Genomic DNA, 18,543 nt, shown 5'->3' on the forward strand with positions numbered 1-18,543 from the left:
AAACAGGCTAGAGAGTCGTTTAAAACATTATACAAAATATAAATTATTAATCATCGATGAGATTGGTTACTTACCTATTGATCCAGAGGATGCGAAACTGTTTTTCCAGCTTATTGATGCCCGTTATGAGAAACGTAGCACAATTTTCACAACGAATGTGAACTTCAAATCGTGGGATGAAATTTTTCCTGAACCGAAGTTAGCAAACGCGATATTAGATCGTATTTTACATCACGCAAGCGTTGTCACAATCGTCGGTGATTCATACCGATTAAAGCATCATTTAACATCGGAAAACGAGTGATTTTGTACATCCTTAAACGAGCGAAAATGTACATATTGGTGTTGACATTTATAGCCAACAAATCACTGACTGAGTTATAACTACTAAAATCATTATCTATTTCCATTTTCATCTCACGATTCTTGCCTACACCATAAACACGTACTAGCCAAATTTCATCCTTATACTGAATGAATTTTTCTAATTCAGGCTAAGCCATACGTGCAGAGATTGGTCCTCCTGACATTTTAGACGTCCCTGGGTAAGTGCACACCCTTGCACTCGACTAACTCTCTACTTCTGTATTCGGCGTTCGGAACTTACATCCTATCGTTCATACACATGCTGGGTACAAAAAAAAGAAGAAGTAACTAAGTTACTTCTTCTTTTTTTATAGACATGTCCATTTGTCTTATACTACGCCATTTATAAACTTCCGAGGTATAGCTGACTCCCTTTTCAAATACATGGTGCCAAAAAAGTGTTTTACATATTATTTTCCTAAGAAAGAATTTAACATCCATATATGTTTTCAAGAGTTGAATATATAGCCAAAAGCATATCTCCAGTAATTTCATCCTTTACGGATTTCGCAATTTCCATTCCCTGTTTTAATTCAGTTATCATTTGAGTAAAGTCATTGACTGTTGATTGTACCATTTGTTCTGCTGTGTCATTTCCTTCTGCTTCTTTAATCTATGCAATCTCCAGTACCCCCTTCATTGTTAAAGATGGTGCCCTATCAAAATTGAATAATGTACTGTTAAATTGTTGGTACCAGTAAACTAAAGCAAAATAATTGAAAGCAAAGAAATTTCATATTAAAATAACATATAGATTATCGATAATCTATAATATATAACATTTTTACTAGCCACTCTATACACCCAGCTATTAAAATAAAGAGACATTAATTTATTGGAGTGGTTTGATGGGATTTAGTGAAAATTCAATTTCAAAAAAAACAATTGCAGAACAAATAGCAGAGCAATTATTATTTCGCATATTTTCAGGTCATTATGTACAAGGTCAGCGTTTGATAGAATCGGAAATCGCAAAAGAGCTACAAGTAAGTCATGCACCTGTCCGAGAGGCTCTATATCTTTTACAAAAAGATGGTGTAGTTGAAAAAATACAGCATAAAGGTGTAAGTGTTAAAATTATTTCGGATCAGGAATTGAAGGATTATTTAGAGACGCTTTATCACTTGTTGGATATTGCACTTACAAAGTGTGAACAAAAGTGGAATGCCGATTTTCAAAATGAACTATTACTTCGTTTTGAAACCATGAAACAAAGAAAGTCCGTTGAAAATATTTACGAGTATGTTGTATCGTTTGCCCACTTGTTAGAATTGTTTTTTGTTATTACAGGAAATATTGCGATGTTACGTTTCTTTAAAGAAACCATATTTGTTACAAATGTCGCAGCACAAACTAAATGGAAAATGAATCTAGTTGAATCCTATCATATGTCCATTCATACGTTTATCAAGTGTATAGAAGCCTCGAATTTTGAAAATGCACGAACGGCTATTAAAGATGTTATTTTATGGCATCATTTTAATTAAATTGTTTGGGGGCAAGGTATATGAAAGCAGCAGTTTGGCATGGTGTAAAAGATATTAGAGTTGAAGACGTTGAATTACGAGCTTTAAGAGAAGATGAAGTGAAAGTAAAAGTAGCATGGGCCGGTATTTGTGGAAGTGATTTACATGAATATCAAGAAGGACCAGTATTCATACCAGTTGATCAAAAAGCGGATTTAACTAAAGAAATTGCACCGCTGACAATGGGGCATGAATTTGCTGGTGTAATCGAAGAAGTTGGTTCTATGGTTACAAACTATAAAGTAGGAGACCGTGTGGTAATCAATCCTACATTAACATATAGAAAGAAACATGAAGATATAGATCGCTATGATGGATTTAATTTCATCGGATTACATGGAAACGGTGGGTTTGCAACATATGCTAACGTACCTGAATCAAATGTACATCATTTAGCAGACAACCTAACATTACAAGATGGTGCTTTAGTAGAACCGATGGCTGTAGCTGTACAAGCTGTTAAAGATGCTGGAGTTACTTTAGGAGATTCAGTTGCAATTTTCGGCGCTGGACCAATTGGATTATTAACAGTAATCGCTGCTAAAGCATCTGGTGCAAGTAAAGTCATCGTATTGGATTTATCTGATGATCGATTAGAAAAAGCGAAAGAATTAGGTGCAACCCATATTATTAACTCTGGTAAAGAAGATCCTGTTCAAGCAGTTCGAGCTATTGTACCAGATGGGGTGGATGTGTCCTTTGAAGTTGCTGGAGTTGCGCCTACTTTTAAACAAGCTATTGATGTAACAAAAGCACGTGGTAATATGATGATTGTTTCTATTTTTGCGAGACCAATTGAGTGGAATCCAATTCATCTTACAAACACTGGAGTGAATATCTTATCTTCAATTGTTTATACACCAACAATGTTCCAAAGAACAATTGATGCAATGAGCACTGGTCAACTAAATCCACAAGGAATAATCACAAGTCAAATAAAGTTGGATGAAATCGTTGAAAAAGGTTTTGAAGCGTTAACAAACGACAAAAACCAATCCAAAATTTTAGTCGAATTAAGTGGAGTAAAATAATCAACAATAGAGTAGATTTAAATCTAGCCTTTAAAAAAGGAGCATGGCCTATATTTTAGCTATGCTCTTTTATTTGTGATATTATGGCAGCTGCTCATATTGGAAAGAAACAATCATCCAATCAAAATATGACCTTGTATTAGCTTTGTAAAAGATTTGGTCAAATCTAGCAAGGGAAAGCCGTAGGAAAATCTGGCGATGGTGGAATCGATGGCATTGTCAAAGAAGACGTCCTAGGATTAGATAAAATCTACTTACAGGGAAAACGTTGGGCAAATCCAGTTTCAAGACCCGATATCCAAGCATTTGTAGGAAGCTTGGTAGGCTTTAAAGCAAACAAAGGAATTTTTATCACTACATCCCGTTTTACAAAAGAAGCAATTGAATATTCCGAGAGTATTGATAAATCATTAATTTTAATTGATGGAATGAAACTTACGGAGTTAATGTTTTTATACAATGTAGGTGTGTCGAACGTTCAAACCTTTACAATAAAGTGTATGGATTTAGATTTTTTTGAGGAAGGTTTATAAACCGAAAGAAAAATGCAGTGAGCTTATTTGAAGTTTGCTGCATTTTTTATGGTATATCAATATTTATATTAAGATATAAATTATTGTCTTAGTGGACTTTTCCTCTAACCAGGTATACTTCCTATCTGTTATAGTCCAGGGAATTTTGTGATTGCCTTTATTTTATGTAAAATAATAAATACCGCCGTCTTTTTTATGTAAATGAATATTTTAAAAGCTCTCCAGTAATATCCTACTAATTGATAAAATTCTTACTTAATCAAAATATTAAATAAGGTAACACTAATAAGCATCTACATCTACATCTAAATACATAATTGGCTCATCATCTTTTACATCCACCACTTTTAATCCAAATTTTCCATAAAAATTAATCAGCTTTTCAATTTTCTTTTTACGTTTTTCCTTACTTAATTTTGATTTTAATGGAGCTGGTTTTAAAACAAGATAATCGATATCTAAGACTTTACAAAATCGAATAAAATCATATAGTGCTTCGCTACCATGTCCTTGTCCACGGTGTTTCTTTAAAATCTTTATTGTGCTCAACGATTAAAATTTTCTTTTTAAAAATATCTACATCTTCATTTTGAATTTGCTCTAAAAATTTTATAATAACGTAATGTTCATCACTTGAAATAGAATCCGCTACATCACCAAATGCAAGTTCACTATTAAAAAGCTGAGCATTAAAAATATTATAATGAATATGTCCGATTTTTTTCTGTGTGTATTCATTATCTCTAATGATAGTAGAACTCCCTTTTACATAATTAAACTCATCATCAATAGTTAACATATTATTTAGTTCAATAACTATAAGAGTATCTTCTGCATACTTTTTCAAGATTAGCTTCTCCCCTTCCTATTTCTTCTTTACTTCCATACGCTATGTTAGAGAAAAAACCAAGTAATCCCTATATTCGTTTCGAACTTTTATATAATTCATTTATTATTTTCTACTCGTGTGCCATATACATCAATTGTTGATGGAATATATGCATACTTCAGTGTTAACAAATCACTGACTGAGTTGTAACTACTAAAGTCATTATCTATTTCCATTTTCATCTCTTGATTCTTGCCCACACCATATACACGTACTAGCCACATTTCATCCTTATACTGAATGAATTTTTCTAATTCAGGGTAAGAAATTGAATAGACCGCGCTTGTACTTGTTGATGTTGTACCCTTCACTTCAATTTTTATTGGTTTTGGAGGAGACTGTGGCTGTAGATAATCGAATGCTGTAATATCGTATCCTAATCCGTCACCTTGTGTTTGCGCTACATGCTCTACCTGTTCTCCGTATTTTTCGCCGAATACTTCTATTACTTTCTTTTTCACATATTCAAATACTTTTTGTTCTGCTATATCACCAATTTCTTTAAGCTTTCTCAAGTCTTTTTGTAGCTGTTGTTGACTTACTACTCGGCCACGTTTGTTAGTACCTCCTGCTACTCTGTTACTAACCCTAGACTCTCCCAGCTCGTAACTAGAAGTCGAAAACCTCTCCTCTTTAATTTCACCATCTTCTATTAGTTCTGCTTCTGCTTCTGCTTCTGCTTCTGCTTCTAAGCTACCTTCGTTAAGAAAGCTATCAAACAAACTAGCCCAGGCTTCTGAACAGGGAAATAAATAAGCCTGATTTCCTCGTCCATTTTCTTGAAAGGCTGAATATTTTTGCGGACGATCAGATTCCATATCTCCCCAAACATCTCTAATCATAATTGGATGTTCTAAAATTGTGTAATCTACATCCACCTTATACCCTTCATCTGACCATAGATTTTTCTCCTGTAGCTCATGCGGTTGTTCTGCAATATAACAATCAGACGTTGTTATGCCTACCGCTCGAATTGCTTGATCATAACAACTGTAAATTTTATTACCAGCCTTAATTGTAGCCATTCGTTCGTACGCATGGTTGCTATTTCCATTTTTATTTTTTTGTGGGGACCACATATATCCTCCGCTAATTTCTTCCTCATGTGTCGCATTTTGCATTACAATAAAATTACTCATATATTCACCCTTAATAGTCCAATAAACTTTCCGTATAGTTTTTAATATTATTTAAAAATTGTATTTTTACTATAATTTATGATTACTATATTGTCAAAAAGTTCATCAATAGGTAAATTTAATTAATCGTGTACAGTTAGGATCTATCAATGATTTTTTTACAATTCATACAATTAGTTTAATATATTCAATACGACGAACTTCCACAAAGTTTTAAGGATATATACTTAGCCATCAAATGTACGTGATCATTTCTAGAAGGTCTACGAACATTTCAAATATGCCATTTTCTAAGGTGATAAGAAAAAAGATATTGCACAAGAGTTCAACTCCCGTTCAATATCCCTATTCTTGAAAACATGTTATCACTGCATTTACAGTTATTGTATGGAGACGGCGGGAGTCGAACCCACCTCTCCAAGAAATATTGATACAACCATGTTTATAAGGATTTTTAACTGGAATCAAAAATCTTTGACTACGTTTTTGACTACGAGTAATAAAAAAATTGCGGGGCAAATATAATTTCAATTTTCTAACTACCATAACTATCCTTTTAAACTACTTATGATAACAAGTAATAGTACCATCTTATACGAGTTCGGTATAAAAAAGCTATAAAACTCCACTCTTTTTAGAGTGGAGCTTTCAAATATGTATTAATTCTTTTTAAAAATAATTAATACTTGATAGAGCTTCTGAGAATTTGGATTCGCAAAATTTATTATCATCGTTATAATAATCAATGTTAAGCCCAAATGTAAAAGCTAGTAGCATTCTATCAATTGGAACTATATCAGAATTTAAACATAGTCTTTTAGCATGTTCAGAAAAGTAAAATGACGTTATAAAATAAACATAGATAGGTGTAAAACTTTTAATAATTAGATTTGGATAAGGATTATTCTTTAATGCAAATCCTTGCGTTTTTAGTAAATAAATTGAACCCGCTAATTCTCTTATTTCATTCGTAGTAACTTTTTCATCATTATAATGTTTTGCCTGTCCAATTAAATAAAATTTATTGATATTAGATTTGGAACTGAATAAACGAGAATTATTTTTTTTCTCTACAATACCTATAAAGTCAATTCCTTGATCATGAGAATGTTTTGTAACACTAGGATTACCTGTAGTCCCTAAAAATTTTATATATAATGCACACAATTTTTCAAAATCATCAGGTATTAGTCCTTTAATTTGTTCGAGAGCCAATGAGATATTATTTAATAAGTGAGAATTAAAAGAGATATTTAAAGTTGCATAATCTATATTGAAAAATCTGTATTAAATATTTCTTCGATATCAGTTTCATATAAGCTAAGTTCTTCAGCAAAGTCTTGAGCTACTATTAAAGAATCTGATGTTTCAAAATTTTCTTCAATAAAAGATATCAAATTATCATGATTATTATATTCTAAGAATAATTTTTCTAAAAGTTCTTTAAATTTACCCTCTTTTCGAATACTACTCATATAATTAATCCTCTAAGAATTTTTTAAAAGCATCGACAGATTTAACAATACTTTTCAGATCATTTTTAGATTCTTCATCCATTTCTAGTAAAGCTGTTATTGAAATACGACTAATATTGTTTTTTATAGCTTTAATATTCTTTTTAAATCCTTCTTTAGTTAGATACGTACTTCTATCTAGAGCTTCTTCAATATTTTGTGACTCTTCCATTATAGCTAGAGCTTCATTATCTAAAATAATTTTGCTAAGTTCACGTATTTGATCACGTTTATTGAGTACACGTTTTCCATTTATATTAGGTGAAATCCAAGAGAAAAATCTCTTCAAATTAACACTATTGGTAAAAGTACCTAATTCCTCGTTCCACCCAAGCCATTCCCGTAGGTTGGGACGACTCATTAATTCATGAAACATACCTGCCATATCTGTAGTAAAATTATCACCAAATTCATCATCTTTTCTGTAAATATCCATTGCTATAAATGAATTTAGTTTTCGTTTTACCTCTTGTCTTGAAATCCCTAGTCGATTAGAAATTTCGTTTTGAGTCATACCAAAAATTTGTTGAAGATTCATAATTAATTCAGCTTGTTCAAAATCATTCCAAGGTTTTACACCACTTACGTGTCTTAAACCCATTAATAATAAGTAAGATTCTTCATCTAATGAATCGTATAAAATAACTTCTAAGTTAGAAAATAAGTCTGTAGAAATTTTTCCAATATCATATCCATGTTCCAAATCTACTTGTAACGACTTGAGCGTAGCTATACGACGATTACCTTCAATGACAACATATTTTTCAGGATTAGTTGATATTTGTTTTACTAAGATATTATCAATTTTCAAATATCCGTTTGACTTGAAGCTATCAATTAAATCTTTAATATTCTCCCTATTTTCTCCACTAATCATATCTAATACACGTTTCTGAACCAAAGGATTAGAAATTTTGTCTTCAGTGATTGGAGAATATCTTGGATGGCTATGCAAACGGTAATTATTTGGATCAAGAAATAATTGGTCAATTGAAACATTTATATTTTTCATAAATACCTCTTTCATTTTATGACGTAGTTATTAATAATTATATCCTACTTCTCAAACAATTATTAATCATTTTAAACTAAAATCGTTTTATAAACACAAACTTAGCATAGTACAAAAAACCTCACAACAAGTAAGACTAGTTTTCCAAAAAAGCTCTTACGCATATCTCTTCTCTAATTGATATATGTGAATTCTTTCTTTTACACGTTTCTAAAAATCAATTTTTTTCAGACTTTCCATTAAAACATCCGAATTTTAGAATTTTATAAATCAAAAGTACATAACATCTTGATTTTAGTAACACCCCCCATAAATATATTTTAGGAATTTAAAAATATTATACTTTCTAGATCTTAACGTTTTTATAGGACTATTAGTTCAAAACAAGTTCTCTAAATAGATTTTTATTGTTTCAATAGTTTATAAAATATGGTAATTTTTTATTATAAACTATTTTAAGGAGATCTTGTTATGCAACTTACCCAAATTATTATTAATAATTTTAGGAAATTAAAAAATAATGTCGTAGTTGATTTATCAGAGGAGACTTTAATTGTTGGGAAAAATAATACAGGGAAAACTTCGGTATCAGAATTGTTTACAAAATTTTTCACTTTAAAAAAATCTTTTAAACTTGAGGATTTTAGTAGTTCTACAATTTCTAAAGTACTAATAGATGATATCTATACAAAATTTTCCGAAATAGACGAAAAAGAAAATAAGATCGAAAAATATCGAGAAATTGAAAAAAAATTCCCTATTATAGAGCTAGATCTTTATATTGCAGTTACAAAAAATGATAATCTCGCATTGATAAAACCTCTGTTGTATGAATTTACTAATAACGAAAACCTTATTATTAAAGTTAAGTATGAATTTGAAGGAATAGCTAAATTTGTTACAGAGTATCAAGAATATAAAAATAAGCTAGAAGAACTAAAAGATAAGAACCTAGATTTTTTTGATTTTTTTAAAAGGAAATTCTCAGAATTTTATAAAATAAATGTTTACTCTACTAAGAAAGATTCAGAGTATGAAAATAGAGTTGAAATTTCTGAAGTTATAAAATTATTTAATATAGGAATAATTAACGCCCAAAGAGAGGTAGACGATACTTCAGATCAAAATTCTCAAAGTATTTCTAATGCTATTTGGTCCTATTATCAAAGTTTAACTAAAGATAGTAAAGAATTAAATCAAGAAGATGTTTTCAAAGACGCAATTGAGTCTATAAAATTGAGTTTGAATTCTGAATACACAGATATATTTGCCCCTTTATTAAAAATAATTAATGATAATATTATTGATACCAATAATCAAAGTATTGAGATATCCTCTCAATTTAGTATTGAAGATGTATTAAAAAAGAATTCTAAAATTAAATATAACGTAGAAGAATTTTCTATGCCTGAATCATATAACGGATTAGGCTTTAGTAATTTAATGTACATTTTTATTCAAATAATAACCTACATTGATAATGTAAAAAAGGAAAATAAAGTATTTAATTTGCTATTTATTGAAGAGCCAGAGTCACATTTACATCCTCAAATGCAATCAGTTTTTTTACAAAAAATTAGAGATATTATCGATACAAAATTAAAAGTAAATAGAATCATAACTACGCACTCTTCATATATATTGCAAAGTTCAGATTTGAAAGGAATTAGGTTTTTTTATAATAACGATTCTACAATTGAAGTTAGATCTTTAGATGGCTTTTTTAATGATCCTAAATATGCTAGTCTAGAAGACTTCTTAAAGAAATATTTTAAAATAAATACTTGTGATTTGTTTTTTGCAGATAAAGCTATTTTAGTGGAAGGTACAGTTGAAAGAATGTTAATGACTGTATTAATTCAAAAGTTTGATCAAAATTCTAATACCTCCCTTTCTAAGCAGCATTTAACTATTTTAGAAGTAGGAGGTGCATATGCTCACATATTCAATGAATTATTAGAGTTTTTAAATTTAAAAACATTGATTATTACTGATATTGATTCGGTATCAGGAAATAATAATTCAAAGTGTAAATGTGATTTAACTCTTGAAATTCCAGGAAGTAATACATATAAAGTGAAAACTTCCAATGCTGTTATAAAAAATTGGTTTAATATTAACGGTAAATTTTATTTAAATGATTTATTAGAGTTATTGAAGGATGCGGATTCTTTAATTAAAAAAGTTGGAAATATTGAAATAAAGAGATTGGCATTTCAAAGACCAATTAAAAATGAAAAAATTTGGGGAAGAACTTTTGAAGAGCAATTTATAATAGAAAATTCCGAATTGCTAGACATTGTTTTTTTACCAGAATTAAAAAATGCAATTTCTAAAACTAAAGAAAATAGATTAAATGAGTTATCGGATAAAAATATTACACCAGAAATTTTAAAATGCAATGCCTATGAGATTGTTGAAAATATTGATAAGACAAATTTCGCCTTAAATTTATTAAATTATGATCAATGGAATGTCCCTAATTATATTCAGGAGGGATTAGAATGGCTAACAAAGTAATTTCAAAAGTTATAGACTGTCTAAATAATAACCATCATTTTGTTTTAGAAGCAGGTGCAGGAGCTGGAAAAACATATACTTTGATGCAAACAATTAATTATATTCAAAAAGAGTATATTAGTAAGTTGAATAGAGAACCTAATATTTTGTGTATCACTTTTACTAATGTAGCTAAAAATGAAATTAAGGAAAGAATAAATAGTAATAAAGGAATTATTATAAATACATTACACGAATTTTTATGGGATTTTATCAAACAGTTTCAATCAGAACTAATTAAAGTAGTAAAGGAAATAATCGATTTTGAAAAAGGGAAATTAAAAATCAAAATAAATAAAGCTTTAAATCTTATTGAAACCCCTACAAAAAGGACAAATGTAGAAAAGAAAAGATTAGAACTAGAGTCTGATCAAAAAAAGCTAACAAAATTAGAAAATAGTAATTTTAATGAAATAAAATATAAGGGATATAGTGCATTATATAAAGGCATTATCAGCCATAATGACATTATTAAAATTACTCTAAATTTTCTTGAAAATGATTACTTTATGAATCTATTTTTTAATCAATTTACACATATATTCATTGATGAATTCCAAGATATTGATAGAGAAACGCTATTAAAAATATTAGAAAAATCTAAAGAGTTTAAGGATAACTTATTGGTCATAGGGTTATTTGGTGATAGAATGCAACAAATCTATTCTTCAGAAAATATCGAAATTGATTATGCATCTTACAATTTTGAAGTAATCCCTAAATTAGATAATTATAGGTCTTGCAAAGAAATTATTTTAGCAAATAATGCTTTAAGAAACGATGGACTTGAACAAGAACCAAAAAACTCTGATGTTAAGCTGGATAAATTACAGTTTATATTAAACCTTAATCCATCAGATGAGTCTTTAAAAGGATATCTAGAGGAAGATTTCGGATTGTATAAAAGGCTTTTTTTAAATCATAGAGAAATAGCTGAGGAACTAGGATTCCCTAGTTTATCGAGCGTATTTAATGAGGAATATGGTTTTATGACTATTGATAAACTATTAAAAAAAGAAGATCCTTTTATATATTTAATAGCAGAGCTAGTTGTTGAAGGATTAATTAATTATAAATACGGAAGTCAAGCTGCTTTGTTAAAGAATTTATCTATAAAAGAGTTTGATATGGATTATTTAGAAAAGTTAGACACAAAATTAAGTAAACTTTTGGTGACTGAACCTAATTTATCTGAATTACTTACATTTTTAGAGCAAAACAAACTTATAAGGAAAAAAAAATTAAACGACATTCTGGACTATTATAAAGAGAATGATAAATGGAGTTTTATAGAAAAATTATTGAATATTAGTGTGGATGAATATGAGCATTTTTATTATCAAGTTAACAAACTAACCAATTTAGATACTTTACAGGGTGTTAAGGGAGATGAATTCCCTAAAGTAATTATAAATGTTCGTATGGAACAAAGTTGGACTAAATATAATTTTGATAAGTTGTTTAGAGAAGGAGTAAATGATTCGGCGTCTGTTCAAAATGCTTTTAAATTATTTTATGTTGCTTGTACAAGACCTAGGGAGGCTTTAATCATAAATTATATTTGCAATGAGAAGATGGAAAGCAGTGAAATTCAAGAAGCACTATTTAAAAATATTCTTAAAATGTTTGGAGATAAGGTAGAAACTTATTTATATGATAATGTAGGTATGATTTCTTATAATATTGAACAAACAATATAATTATATTTAAACATAAAATCCTGATCTCATTAATCTAATTCAAAACCTCAGAATAATAAAGTGATTGATGTTTCGGCGATACCGATTGCGTAGTCATCCGTTTATTTCAAAATATATAGTAACTCTAAATTATCATATCATTTGCTCTTCAATTGTATCAGGTGAGGTGTGTTTTACAACATTATAACCCCGATAATAGACTTCAAGAAGAGGCAGGGACATAACTGGTCAAAACCTTAAAAAGCGCGAGAAATCAATTTTAGAAATGTTGATTTCTCGCGCTTAATTTTTTAAATTTTGCTTTGAAAATATACTTATGTTCCAGCACCTTCTTTTAAAATATTATTAGAATCACAAAGTTACAAAGTTACCTTATAAAAATTATCAAACGATTTTTGTAACCCTTCTTGTGCTTTTTTATTAACTCTTCCATTTCAGATTCTTTAGCCCTTAACTTCCTACTTTCTTCTATTTGTTGTTTAACAGGAGGGACTTTCGGAAAAACAATCTTGTCTACATCACTCGGTTGAATTTCAATTAGAACTGTTGAAAGTGTATACAGTCTCTGTATCTGGAAAGCACCAAATCCTCTTCTTAAATAATCACAAACATATTCAGGATAATGCTTTGTACTATCAACTCTAATAATTGTTACATGGCTATCTGGAACGACTGGTTTACTATCGGGGACAACCGTTAATTTTGTGGTTGTCATAAAAATGGCACCTCTTATTATAACTCACTCTTGTCCCCATAGAAAAAACACCTTCACGTAGATCATTTGGTATCCAATGCCAATTTCCAACGAAAGGTGTTTTTTTTTTCTCATAATTTTTAGGTCAGTGCAGTTTCTTTATTAAGGCCATTATGGCTTTTTATATTTTGGCAATTCAAAAGGATATAATTATCACACAGCTTACCTATAAAACAACCCTATGGTATAATCTACATTTACCTCAAAAATTATAAATATTCTTTAAACCATCAATCGTCATATTTTCTGCCACATCTGTATGTGGAACAAGTAAATAAATCCACTCTTTACCCTCATTAGCCAACTCGTGTTTTGTTGCATGAGCACACCAAGCTTTTACTGCAGCGGCTTTTTGTTGAACAATCTCATCCTGCATCTCACTTTCGCGCTTAATTTCACATATTATTTTCTGAGTATTAGTTTCTAAGACAAAATCTGGATTGTATGCTTGTCCGCGACCATAATAGATTTTTAACTGTCCTAATGTCGGCTTAAACCACTTTATAACACGTACATCATTCTCACAAATCACAGCAAAACGACGTTCACTATCTGAATCAAATTTTTGAGCACTATATAAACATTTCTCAAATCCATTAAAAGATAAAGTTTTAATTCTATTTTTCTCTGATACAGGTAATCTAAAGTTTCGCTCCCCGTTACTTGAGGCAACATTACAATGAGCACTTTTTAATTGTTCAAAACCCTTACCTACTGATACTTCATACTCTAAACCACTATTTTGATAAGTATGTTCTTGCATCTGTTGATGAATAATTTCTGCTAATCTATTTTGATAATGTACCAATACATTAATTACATCGTCCTCATTATCCAAGTAACTTTCTATGTGTATAACTAATTGACCCGCTAAATCATATAAGAGTTCTGCATGATCGTCGTAAGAAATATCCGGACAATTCATTAATTCTGACACTATATAATTTTCTAAACGTTCTTCTTTATAAATATGTCCTGTTGCATCTAGTAACGTTTGTTTGTGTGTTCGTAAACTTTGGATTAGGATTTTATTATCTATCGGTTTCAACTGAATATTTGAAACATCTAGTTGAAACTTGTGATATTCGATTGTTACTTCACCTTGAGGTTGTAAAGTAATTCTAGGTATATCAATAGATAGCTCGATTTGAGTTTTTACAGTTTGTTCTACAACTTCTCGAATAATTTTATTGCGTTCTTCTGGGAACAGATTCAATTCATTTTCTTCTAGTTTATTAGCCACTTCTTCAGCTATTTCACGTTTGATTTCTTCTGTATCAAGTGCTTTTGAATTTGGAAGGTACTCAAACTTCGCAACAGATTCCTTTGCAATTTCTGCTGCTTTTTTAACCGTTTCATTTGTTGATACAACAGTGGTTATTAAATTTTCAGTACACTCTTTATAAACAGTAGGATTATCAGAAGTTAACTTTTCTGTGATAGCCTCTATTTTTTCTTGAGTAGATAGTGCTTTTATCTGTTCGTCATTCTCGAACTTACTGATAATTTTTATTGTTTCTTCTAGTACACTGTTATCTATATCTCCTGTCATTTCTGTCTTTGATGAGATAATTTCAACTACTTTATTTTGAGTTTGCTCAACTACTTTTTGCTCAAAGACAGGCTGAATTGTTACAGCTTTTGTTTTTTCTACAGCTATATCCCTGCCAATCACAATACCTGAACGAATAATTGAAGTTGGATCATTTGCCTCATCAACAATCTGTTGGAAGTTATCATGTGCAATTATCGTTAAACGGTCAACCGGTTCGCTTCCAGTACGTTTCCCGTAAGGTAATCGCAAACCACGTCCAATAGACTGTTCCACTAAGGTTTTTGATTTTGCTGCACGTAATGGAATAATTGTATAAAGATTTGTTACATCCCATCCTTCTTTCAACATATTGACATGAATAACAATCTCAACATTCGAGTTTGGATTTTCTAGTTTCATTAATTCCAGAATAACTTCATCTTTTTCTTCTCCACTCTGATTTGAATGAACAGTCATTACTTTATTTTTATATTGACCTGAATAGAATTCTTCTGATTCTATATAATGTAATAACTTTTCAGCATGATCTGTATCTTGGGCAACGACTAATACAAAGGGTTTGACCAGTGATTGATTGTACTCACGGCTATATAAATCTAACTCCGTTTTTGTTTCTTCATGTACTCGAATACCATCATATAATTTAATTTGTTCAAGTGCTTCTTCTGTATATTGACTTGCATCAAAATTTTCGCGAGTCGCTACTTTTGGTTCTTTTACATAACCATCTTCCATCGCTTTATACAAAGGGTAACTATAAATGACATTCTCAAAAGGAATCGTTTTCTTTCCTTGTTCAACTTGTGGAGTAGCAGTTAATTCCAAACCAAGTACAGGCTTTAATTCATTCAACACTTTAATTCCAGCTGAAGCACGGTAGCGGTGTGACTCATCCATTATTAATACAAGGTCTGGTAAAGAAGCCAAGTATTCAAAATAACTTTCCCCTATATATTCACTTAGTCTTTTAATACGCGGTGCTTTGCCACCACGGACTTCGGAATTAATTTTAGAAATGTTAAAGATGTTAATATGTATTTCATCTTCTTTAAATATATTATCTTTAACATACATTTTACCCGAATCATAGTTATCTCCTGTAATAATACGTGGCTCATTAGCTGCCAACTGGGAAATACCCTTAAATACATATTTAGAAGTACCTGGAGTAAAATCTTGAATAAGCTTGTTATAGATTGTCAGGTTGGGTGCTAAAACAAAAAAGTTCTTCATTCCTTTATGAATATATAAGTAAGATATAAAGGCTCCCATTAAGCGTGTTTTACCAACTCCTGTTGCAATAGCAAAACATAAGGATGGAAAATTTCGCTCAAAATCTTTCACTTGAGGAAACTGAGCTTGAATCTTTTCAAGCTCAGTTTTTAATGAATCCGCTGTATGCTTTCTTAAATCAAGCATATCGACGATTTCAGCTAATATCTCTAATGAATCTTTTTGGGGAGTGCGCAAACTTAAACGTGCATTAATATTTTTAACGTCTTTATTCATTCGTATCATCTCCTACAAAAAAAGCTAATTGCTCCATATCACTATTATTTGAAATAATTTCATCCACATTCAAACTATAGTCATCCTTACCATACTCACAATTTTTCAAAATAGAGGTAGGAATTTTGGTAAACGTAATATTCGGATAATGATCTGGTTTAGCTGAAAAAGCTTTACAACAAATAAACAATGTTTCATTTGGATTCATTTCATCTTGAATTTTATCTGCAATTTCAGGTGAAATAAACTGTGTAGTCGTATAGATAAAATCGTTTTCAGTTGAAAAACCTTGTTTCCAATAAATCGTTTCATCTGGTTGATAAGTAAAGCCTTTATGCTTACACATTGCTTCAGCTAACATAGAAGGATTATATGCCTTACTAATAATCCAGTTACCAAATTTGTCTTTTTCTAAAAGACTAGGTGCTAGTTTGTAGTATCTAAATCCTCCACCACCTTGCCAGTTAACTTCTTTAGTAATGCCTCCCTCATCTGTTCCATCTATCACTTTTTTCAGTCTAGGTACAATGTGAGTGTTACAATGATTTCCTAGTTCAATCATTATCCATCTTCTACCCATTTTGTGTGCCACCGCTCCCGTAGTTCCTGAACCCGCAAAAGAATCTAATATAATATCATTTTCATTGGTAGCTAATGTAATAATTTTTTTTATAAGTCTTTCTGGCTTAGGCGTAGCAAAAACATCTTTTGGATTTATGGCTTTTACTTCTTTTTTAGCCTCTTGATTATCCCCTACCTCTGAACGGAACCAAATTGTCTTAGAAACTGCTCCCCCTTGAACTTCTGTTAAAAACTTCTTTATAGAAGGTACATTGTTACCTGTCTTACCAAACCACACCCTATTATCTTCTATAAGCTCCTGAAATTTCTCTTTTGAAACAACCCAACTTCTACTTTCAGGCGGTGTTACAATCCTTCCTGATGGTGTCTCTATAGGATAAATGTCTTTTAAGTTGGCAGTTTTGACCGATAAATCGCTTGATTTCCAAGGACCACGTGGATCATTGTCAGGATTTTTGTATCTTTTATCCATATCCTCTGTTCTTGGTAAAAGATTTGGTTTCCATATAGATTTATTCTTTGCATACACTAGTATATGATCATGGCTATCTGATAGCCATTTAGCATCATTTTGTGGTGAATACTTCTTCTCCCAAATCACATTACTAACAAAATTTTTTCTCCCGAATATCTCATCGCATAATACTTTTAAATAATGGGATTCATCATCGTCGATAGAAATCCATAAAGATCCATCTTCTCTCAAAAGTTTATGGATTATTTCCAATCTTGGTTTCATTAAACTAAGCCATATAGAATGCTCTACACCATCATCATAATGATCAAAAGCATTTCCAGTATTATATGGTGGATCAATGTAAACACATTTAATTTGTTCTTTATAATCTTCTTCTAAAGCTTTTAATGCCAGTAAATTATCTCCGAAGATTAAACTATTATGATGTATACTACTTTGTCCAATAACCTCTACATTATAAGTTTCTTCTTCAATTAATACTCTTGGTTCTAATTTTATAGGCGTCTCTTTACCTATCCAAGAAAGACCTAAAGCTTGATTCTTCATAATTGTTTACACCTCTTATTTAACTACTATATCTAATGTTAATTCGATCAAACTTTTAACTAATTATTTATATTCTTTATCTTCACGAAATCGCTTAATTCTTCCAGCGGCAACCCTGTTTTCAATGGGGATATCCACATATTTTTACCAAAAGAGGACCATGTTTTATATCTTAAAGAAGCATTCTCAGCAACTATTGCTTCTTTATGTTTAAAACCCACTAACCAACACTCTCCCCATCTTTGTTCAAGACTTAATGCGTTTATTATATCGTCCAAGTAAATATCTGCATTGTCTAAATTATTTAAAATGATATCAACTTGTTCCTTATTAATCAAACGGTTACCTAACTGGCTTTCTACATATTTATAGTACACTTGTACTTCTATATCAGCTGTTATATCTTTCTCAATATCCCCTGACAAATTAAATATTTTAAAATCCCTTTTTAGTATAGCCTGTTCAATAGTATCCGTTCTGGGTAATCTCGATGATTTAATTGATAATACAGTGAACTCTTGTTGTATTAGATTAATATCCATTGACTCAACATCAACCTCAACATCTTTACTTTTAATCGCTATATCCCATCCAGGGTCAGGAAAATTGAAATTATCTTTTCTTATTTCATCGTAAACTATACAATCAACAATTGATAATTTATAAAGATAGCTCCATACGGCTACACAAGCTAAATCCCCCATAATTTTATCATCTAATGATTCAGTTAAATCTCTCCCGTTCATATTAGCTCTATCAATACTATAATAAAGTTTCTGAACTGACCATAAAACTGCTTTTCTGATAGCCTTCCGTGGCAATTTAATTGGAATTGATACTAACACTAAAC

Annotated in this window: 15 protein-coding genes and 1 pseudogene; 6 read left to right on the forward strand and 10 right to left on the reverse strand. The window is 30.5% G+C overall.

What is annotated here, in order from left to right:
- The 4 genes and pseudogenes from ACQKOG_RS08895 to ACQKOG_RS08910 all read left to right on the forward strand — a co-directional run.
- Nucleotides 1-304, forward strand: a 304-nt coding sequence (locus tag ACQKOG_RS08895; protein WP_427446045.1) for an ATP-binding protein, incomplete at its 5' end; no start/stop codon positions are given.
- Between the two features lie 910 nt (nucleotides 305-1,214).
- Nucleotides 1,215-1,853, forward strand: coding sequence for a GntR family transcriptional regulator (locus ACQKOG_RS08900; protein WP_387083571.1), 639 nt, complete (start codon nucleotides 1,215-1,217; stop codon nucleotides 1,851-1,853).
- 20 nt (nucleotides 1,854-1,873) lie between these two features.
- A complete protein-coding gene (locus ACQKOG_RS08905; protein ID WP_402869400.1) occupies nucleotides 1,874-2,923 on the forward strand; it encodes a 2,3-butanediol dehydrogenase in 1,050 nt (349 codons plus the stop codon).
- Between the two features lie 188 nt (nucleotides 2,924-3,111).
- Nucleotides 3,112-3,456: pseudogene (locus ACQKOG_RS08910) on the forward strand (restriction endonuclease); the annotation flags it as partial.
- 282 nt (nucleotides 3,457-3,738) lie between these two features.
- Here the strand turns inward: ACQKOG_RS08910 and ACQKOG_RS08915 are convergent.
- From ACQKOG_RS08915 to ACQKOG_RS08940, 6 genes are all read right to left on the reverse strand, one after another.
- A complete protein-coding gene (locus tag ACQKOG_RS08915) occupies nucleotides 3,739-4,005 on the reverse strand; it encodes a hypothetical protein (protein WP_402869402.1) in 267 nt (88 codons plus the stop codon).
- Nucleotides 3,956-4,303, reverse strand: a complete 348-nt coding sequence (locus ACQKOG_RS08920; RefSeq protein ID WP_402869404.1) for a hypothetical protein — start codon at nucleotides 4,301-4,303, stop codon at nucleotides 3,956-3,958. The genes ACQKOG_RS08915 and ACQKOG_RS08920 overlap by 50 nt, the downstream gene beginning before the upstream one ends.
- A 98-nt stretch (nucleotides 4,304-4,401) precedes the next feature.
- Entirely contained in the window at nucleotides 4,402-5,484 is a 1,083-nt protein-coding gene (locus ACQKOG_RS08925) for a DUF3883 domain-containing protein (protein WP_427446048.1), read from the reverse strand.
- Nucleotides 5,485-6,153: 669 nt separating this feature from the next.
- The gene (locus ACQKOG_RS08930; RefSeq protein ID WP_427446050.1) at nucleotides 6,154-6,699 is read right to left on the reverse strand and encodes a restriction endonuclease; all 546 of its coding nucleotides are present in this window, start codon (nucleotides 6,697-6,699) and stop codon (nucleotides 6,154-6,156) included.
- A 53-nt stretch (nucleotides 6,700-6,752) separates the two neighbouring features.
- Nucleotides 6,753-6,959, reverse strand: coding sequence for a hypothetical protein (locus tag ACQKOG_RS08935; protein ID WP_427446052.1), 207 nt, complete (start codon nucleotides 6,957-6,959; stop codon nucleotides 6,753-6,755).
- A 4-nt stretch (nucleotides 6,960-6,963) separates the two neighbouring features.
- On the reverse strand, nucleotides 6,964-8,010 hold the full coding sequence (locus tag ACQKOG_RS08940; protein ID WP_427446054.1) for a ParB N-terminal domain-containing protein: 1,047 nt from the start codon (nucleotides 8,008-8,010) through the stop codon (nucleotides 6,964-6,966).
- A 471-nt stretch (nucleotides 8,011-8,481) separates the two neighbouring features.
- Here ACQKOG_RS08940 and ACQKOG_RS08945 point away from each other — a divergent pair, with 471 nt between their 5' ends.
- Together ACQKOG_RS08945 and ACQKOG_RS08950 are read left to right on the forward strand one after the other, a co-directional pair.
- Complete coding sequence (locus ACQKOG_RS08945; RefSeq protein WP_427446056.1) at nucleotides 8,482-10,530, forward strand: AAA family ATPase; 2,049 nt, start codon at nucleotides 8,482-8,484, stop codon at nucleotides 10,528-10,530.
- A complete protein-coding gene (locus ACQKOG_RS08950; protein WP_427446058.1) occupies nucleotides 10,515-12,269 on the forward strand; it encodes a UvrD-helicase domain-containing protein in 1,755 nt (584 codons plus the stop codon). Before ACQKOG_RS08945 ends, ACQKOG_RS08950 begins: the two co-directional genes overlap by 16 nt.
- A 367-nt stretch (nucleotides 12,270-12,636) precedes the next feature.
- Here ACQKOG_RS08950 and ACQKOG_RS08955 read toward each other — a convergent pair whose 3' ends face one another.
- From ACQKOG_RS08955 to ACQKOG_RS08970, 4 genes are all read right to left on the reverse strand, one after another.
- The gene (locus ACQKOG_RS08955) at nucleotides 12,637-12,984 is read right to left on the reverse strand and encodes a hypothetical protein (RefSeq protein WP_427446060.1); all 348 of its coding nucleotides are present in this window, start codon (nucleotides 12,982-12,984) and stop codon (nucleotides 12,637-12,639) included.
- A 241-nt stretch (nucleotides 12,985-13,225) separates the two neighbouring features.
- Nucleotides 13,226-16,087: a DEAD/DEAH box helicase family protein gene (locus tag ACQKOG_RS08960; protein WP_427446062.1), complete on the reverse strand. Its 2,862-nt coding sequence runs from the start codon at nucleotides 16,085-16,087 to the stop codon at nucleotides 13,226-13,228.
- On the reverse strand, nucleotides 16,080-17,693 hold the full coding sequence (locus ACQKOG_RS08965; protein WP_427446064.1) for a site-specific DNA-methyltransferase: 1,614 nt from the start codon (nucleotides 17,691-17,693) through the stop codon (nucleotides 16,080-16,082). The genes ACQKOG_RS08960 and ACQKOG_RS08965 overlap by 8 nt, the downstream gene beginning before the upstream one ends.
- A gap of 59 nt (nucleotides 17,694-17,752) precedes the next feature.
- Complete coding sequence (locus ACQKOG_RS08970) at nucleotides 17,753-18,538, reverse strand: hypothetical protein (protein WP_427446066.1); 786 nt, start codon at nucleotides 18,536-18,538, stop codon at nucleotides 17,753-17,755.
- Nucleotides 18,539-18,543 lie beyond the last annotated feature (5 nt).

This window comes from Lysinibacillus sp. NPDC093216 (assembly GCF_050280325.1).
Taxonomy (GTDB): domain Bacteria; phylum Bacillota; class Bacilli; order Bacillales_A; family Planococcaceae; genus Lysinibacillus.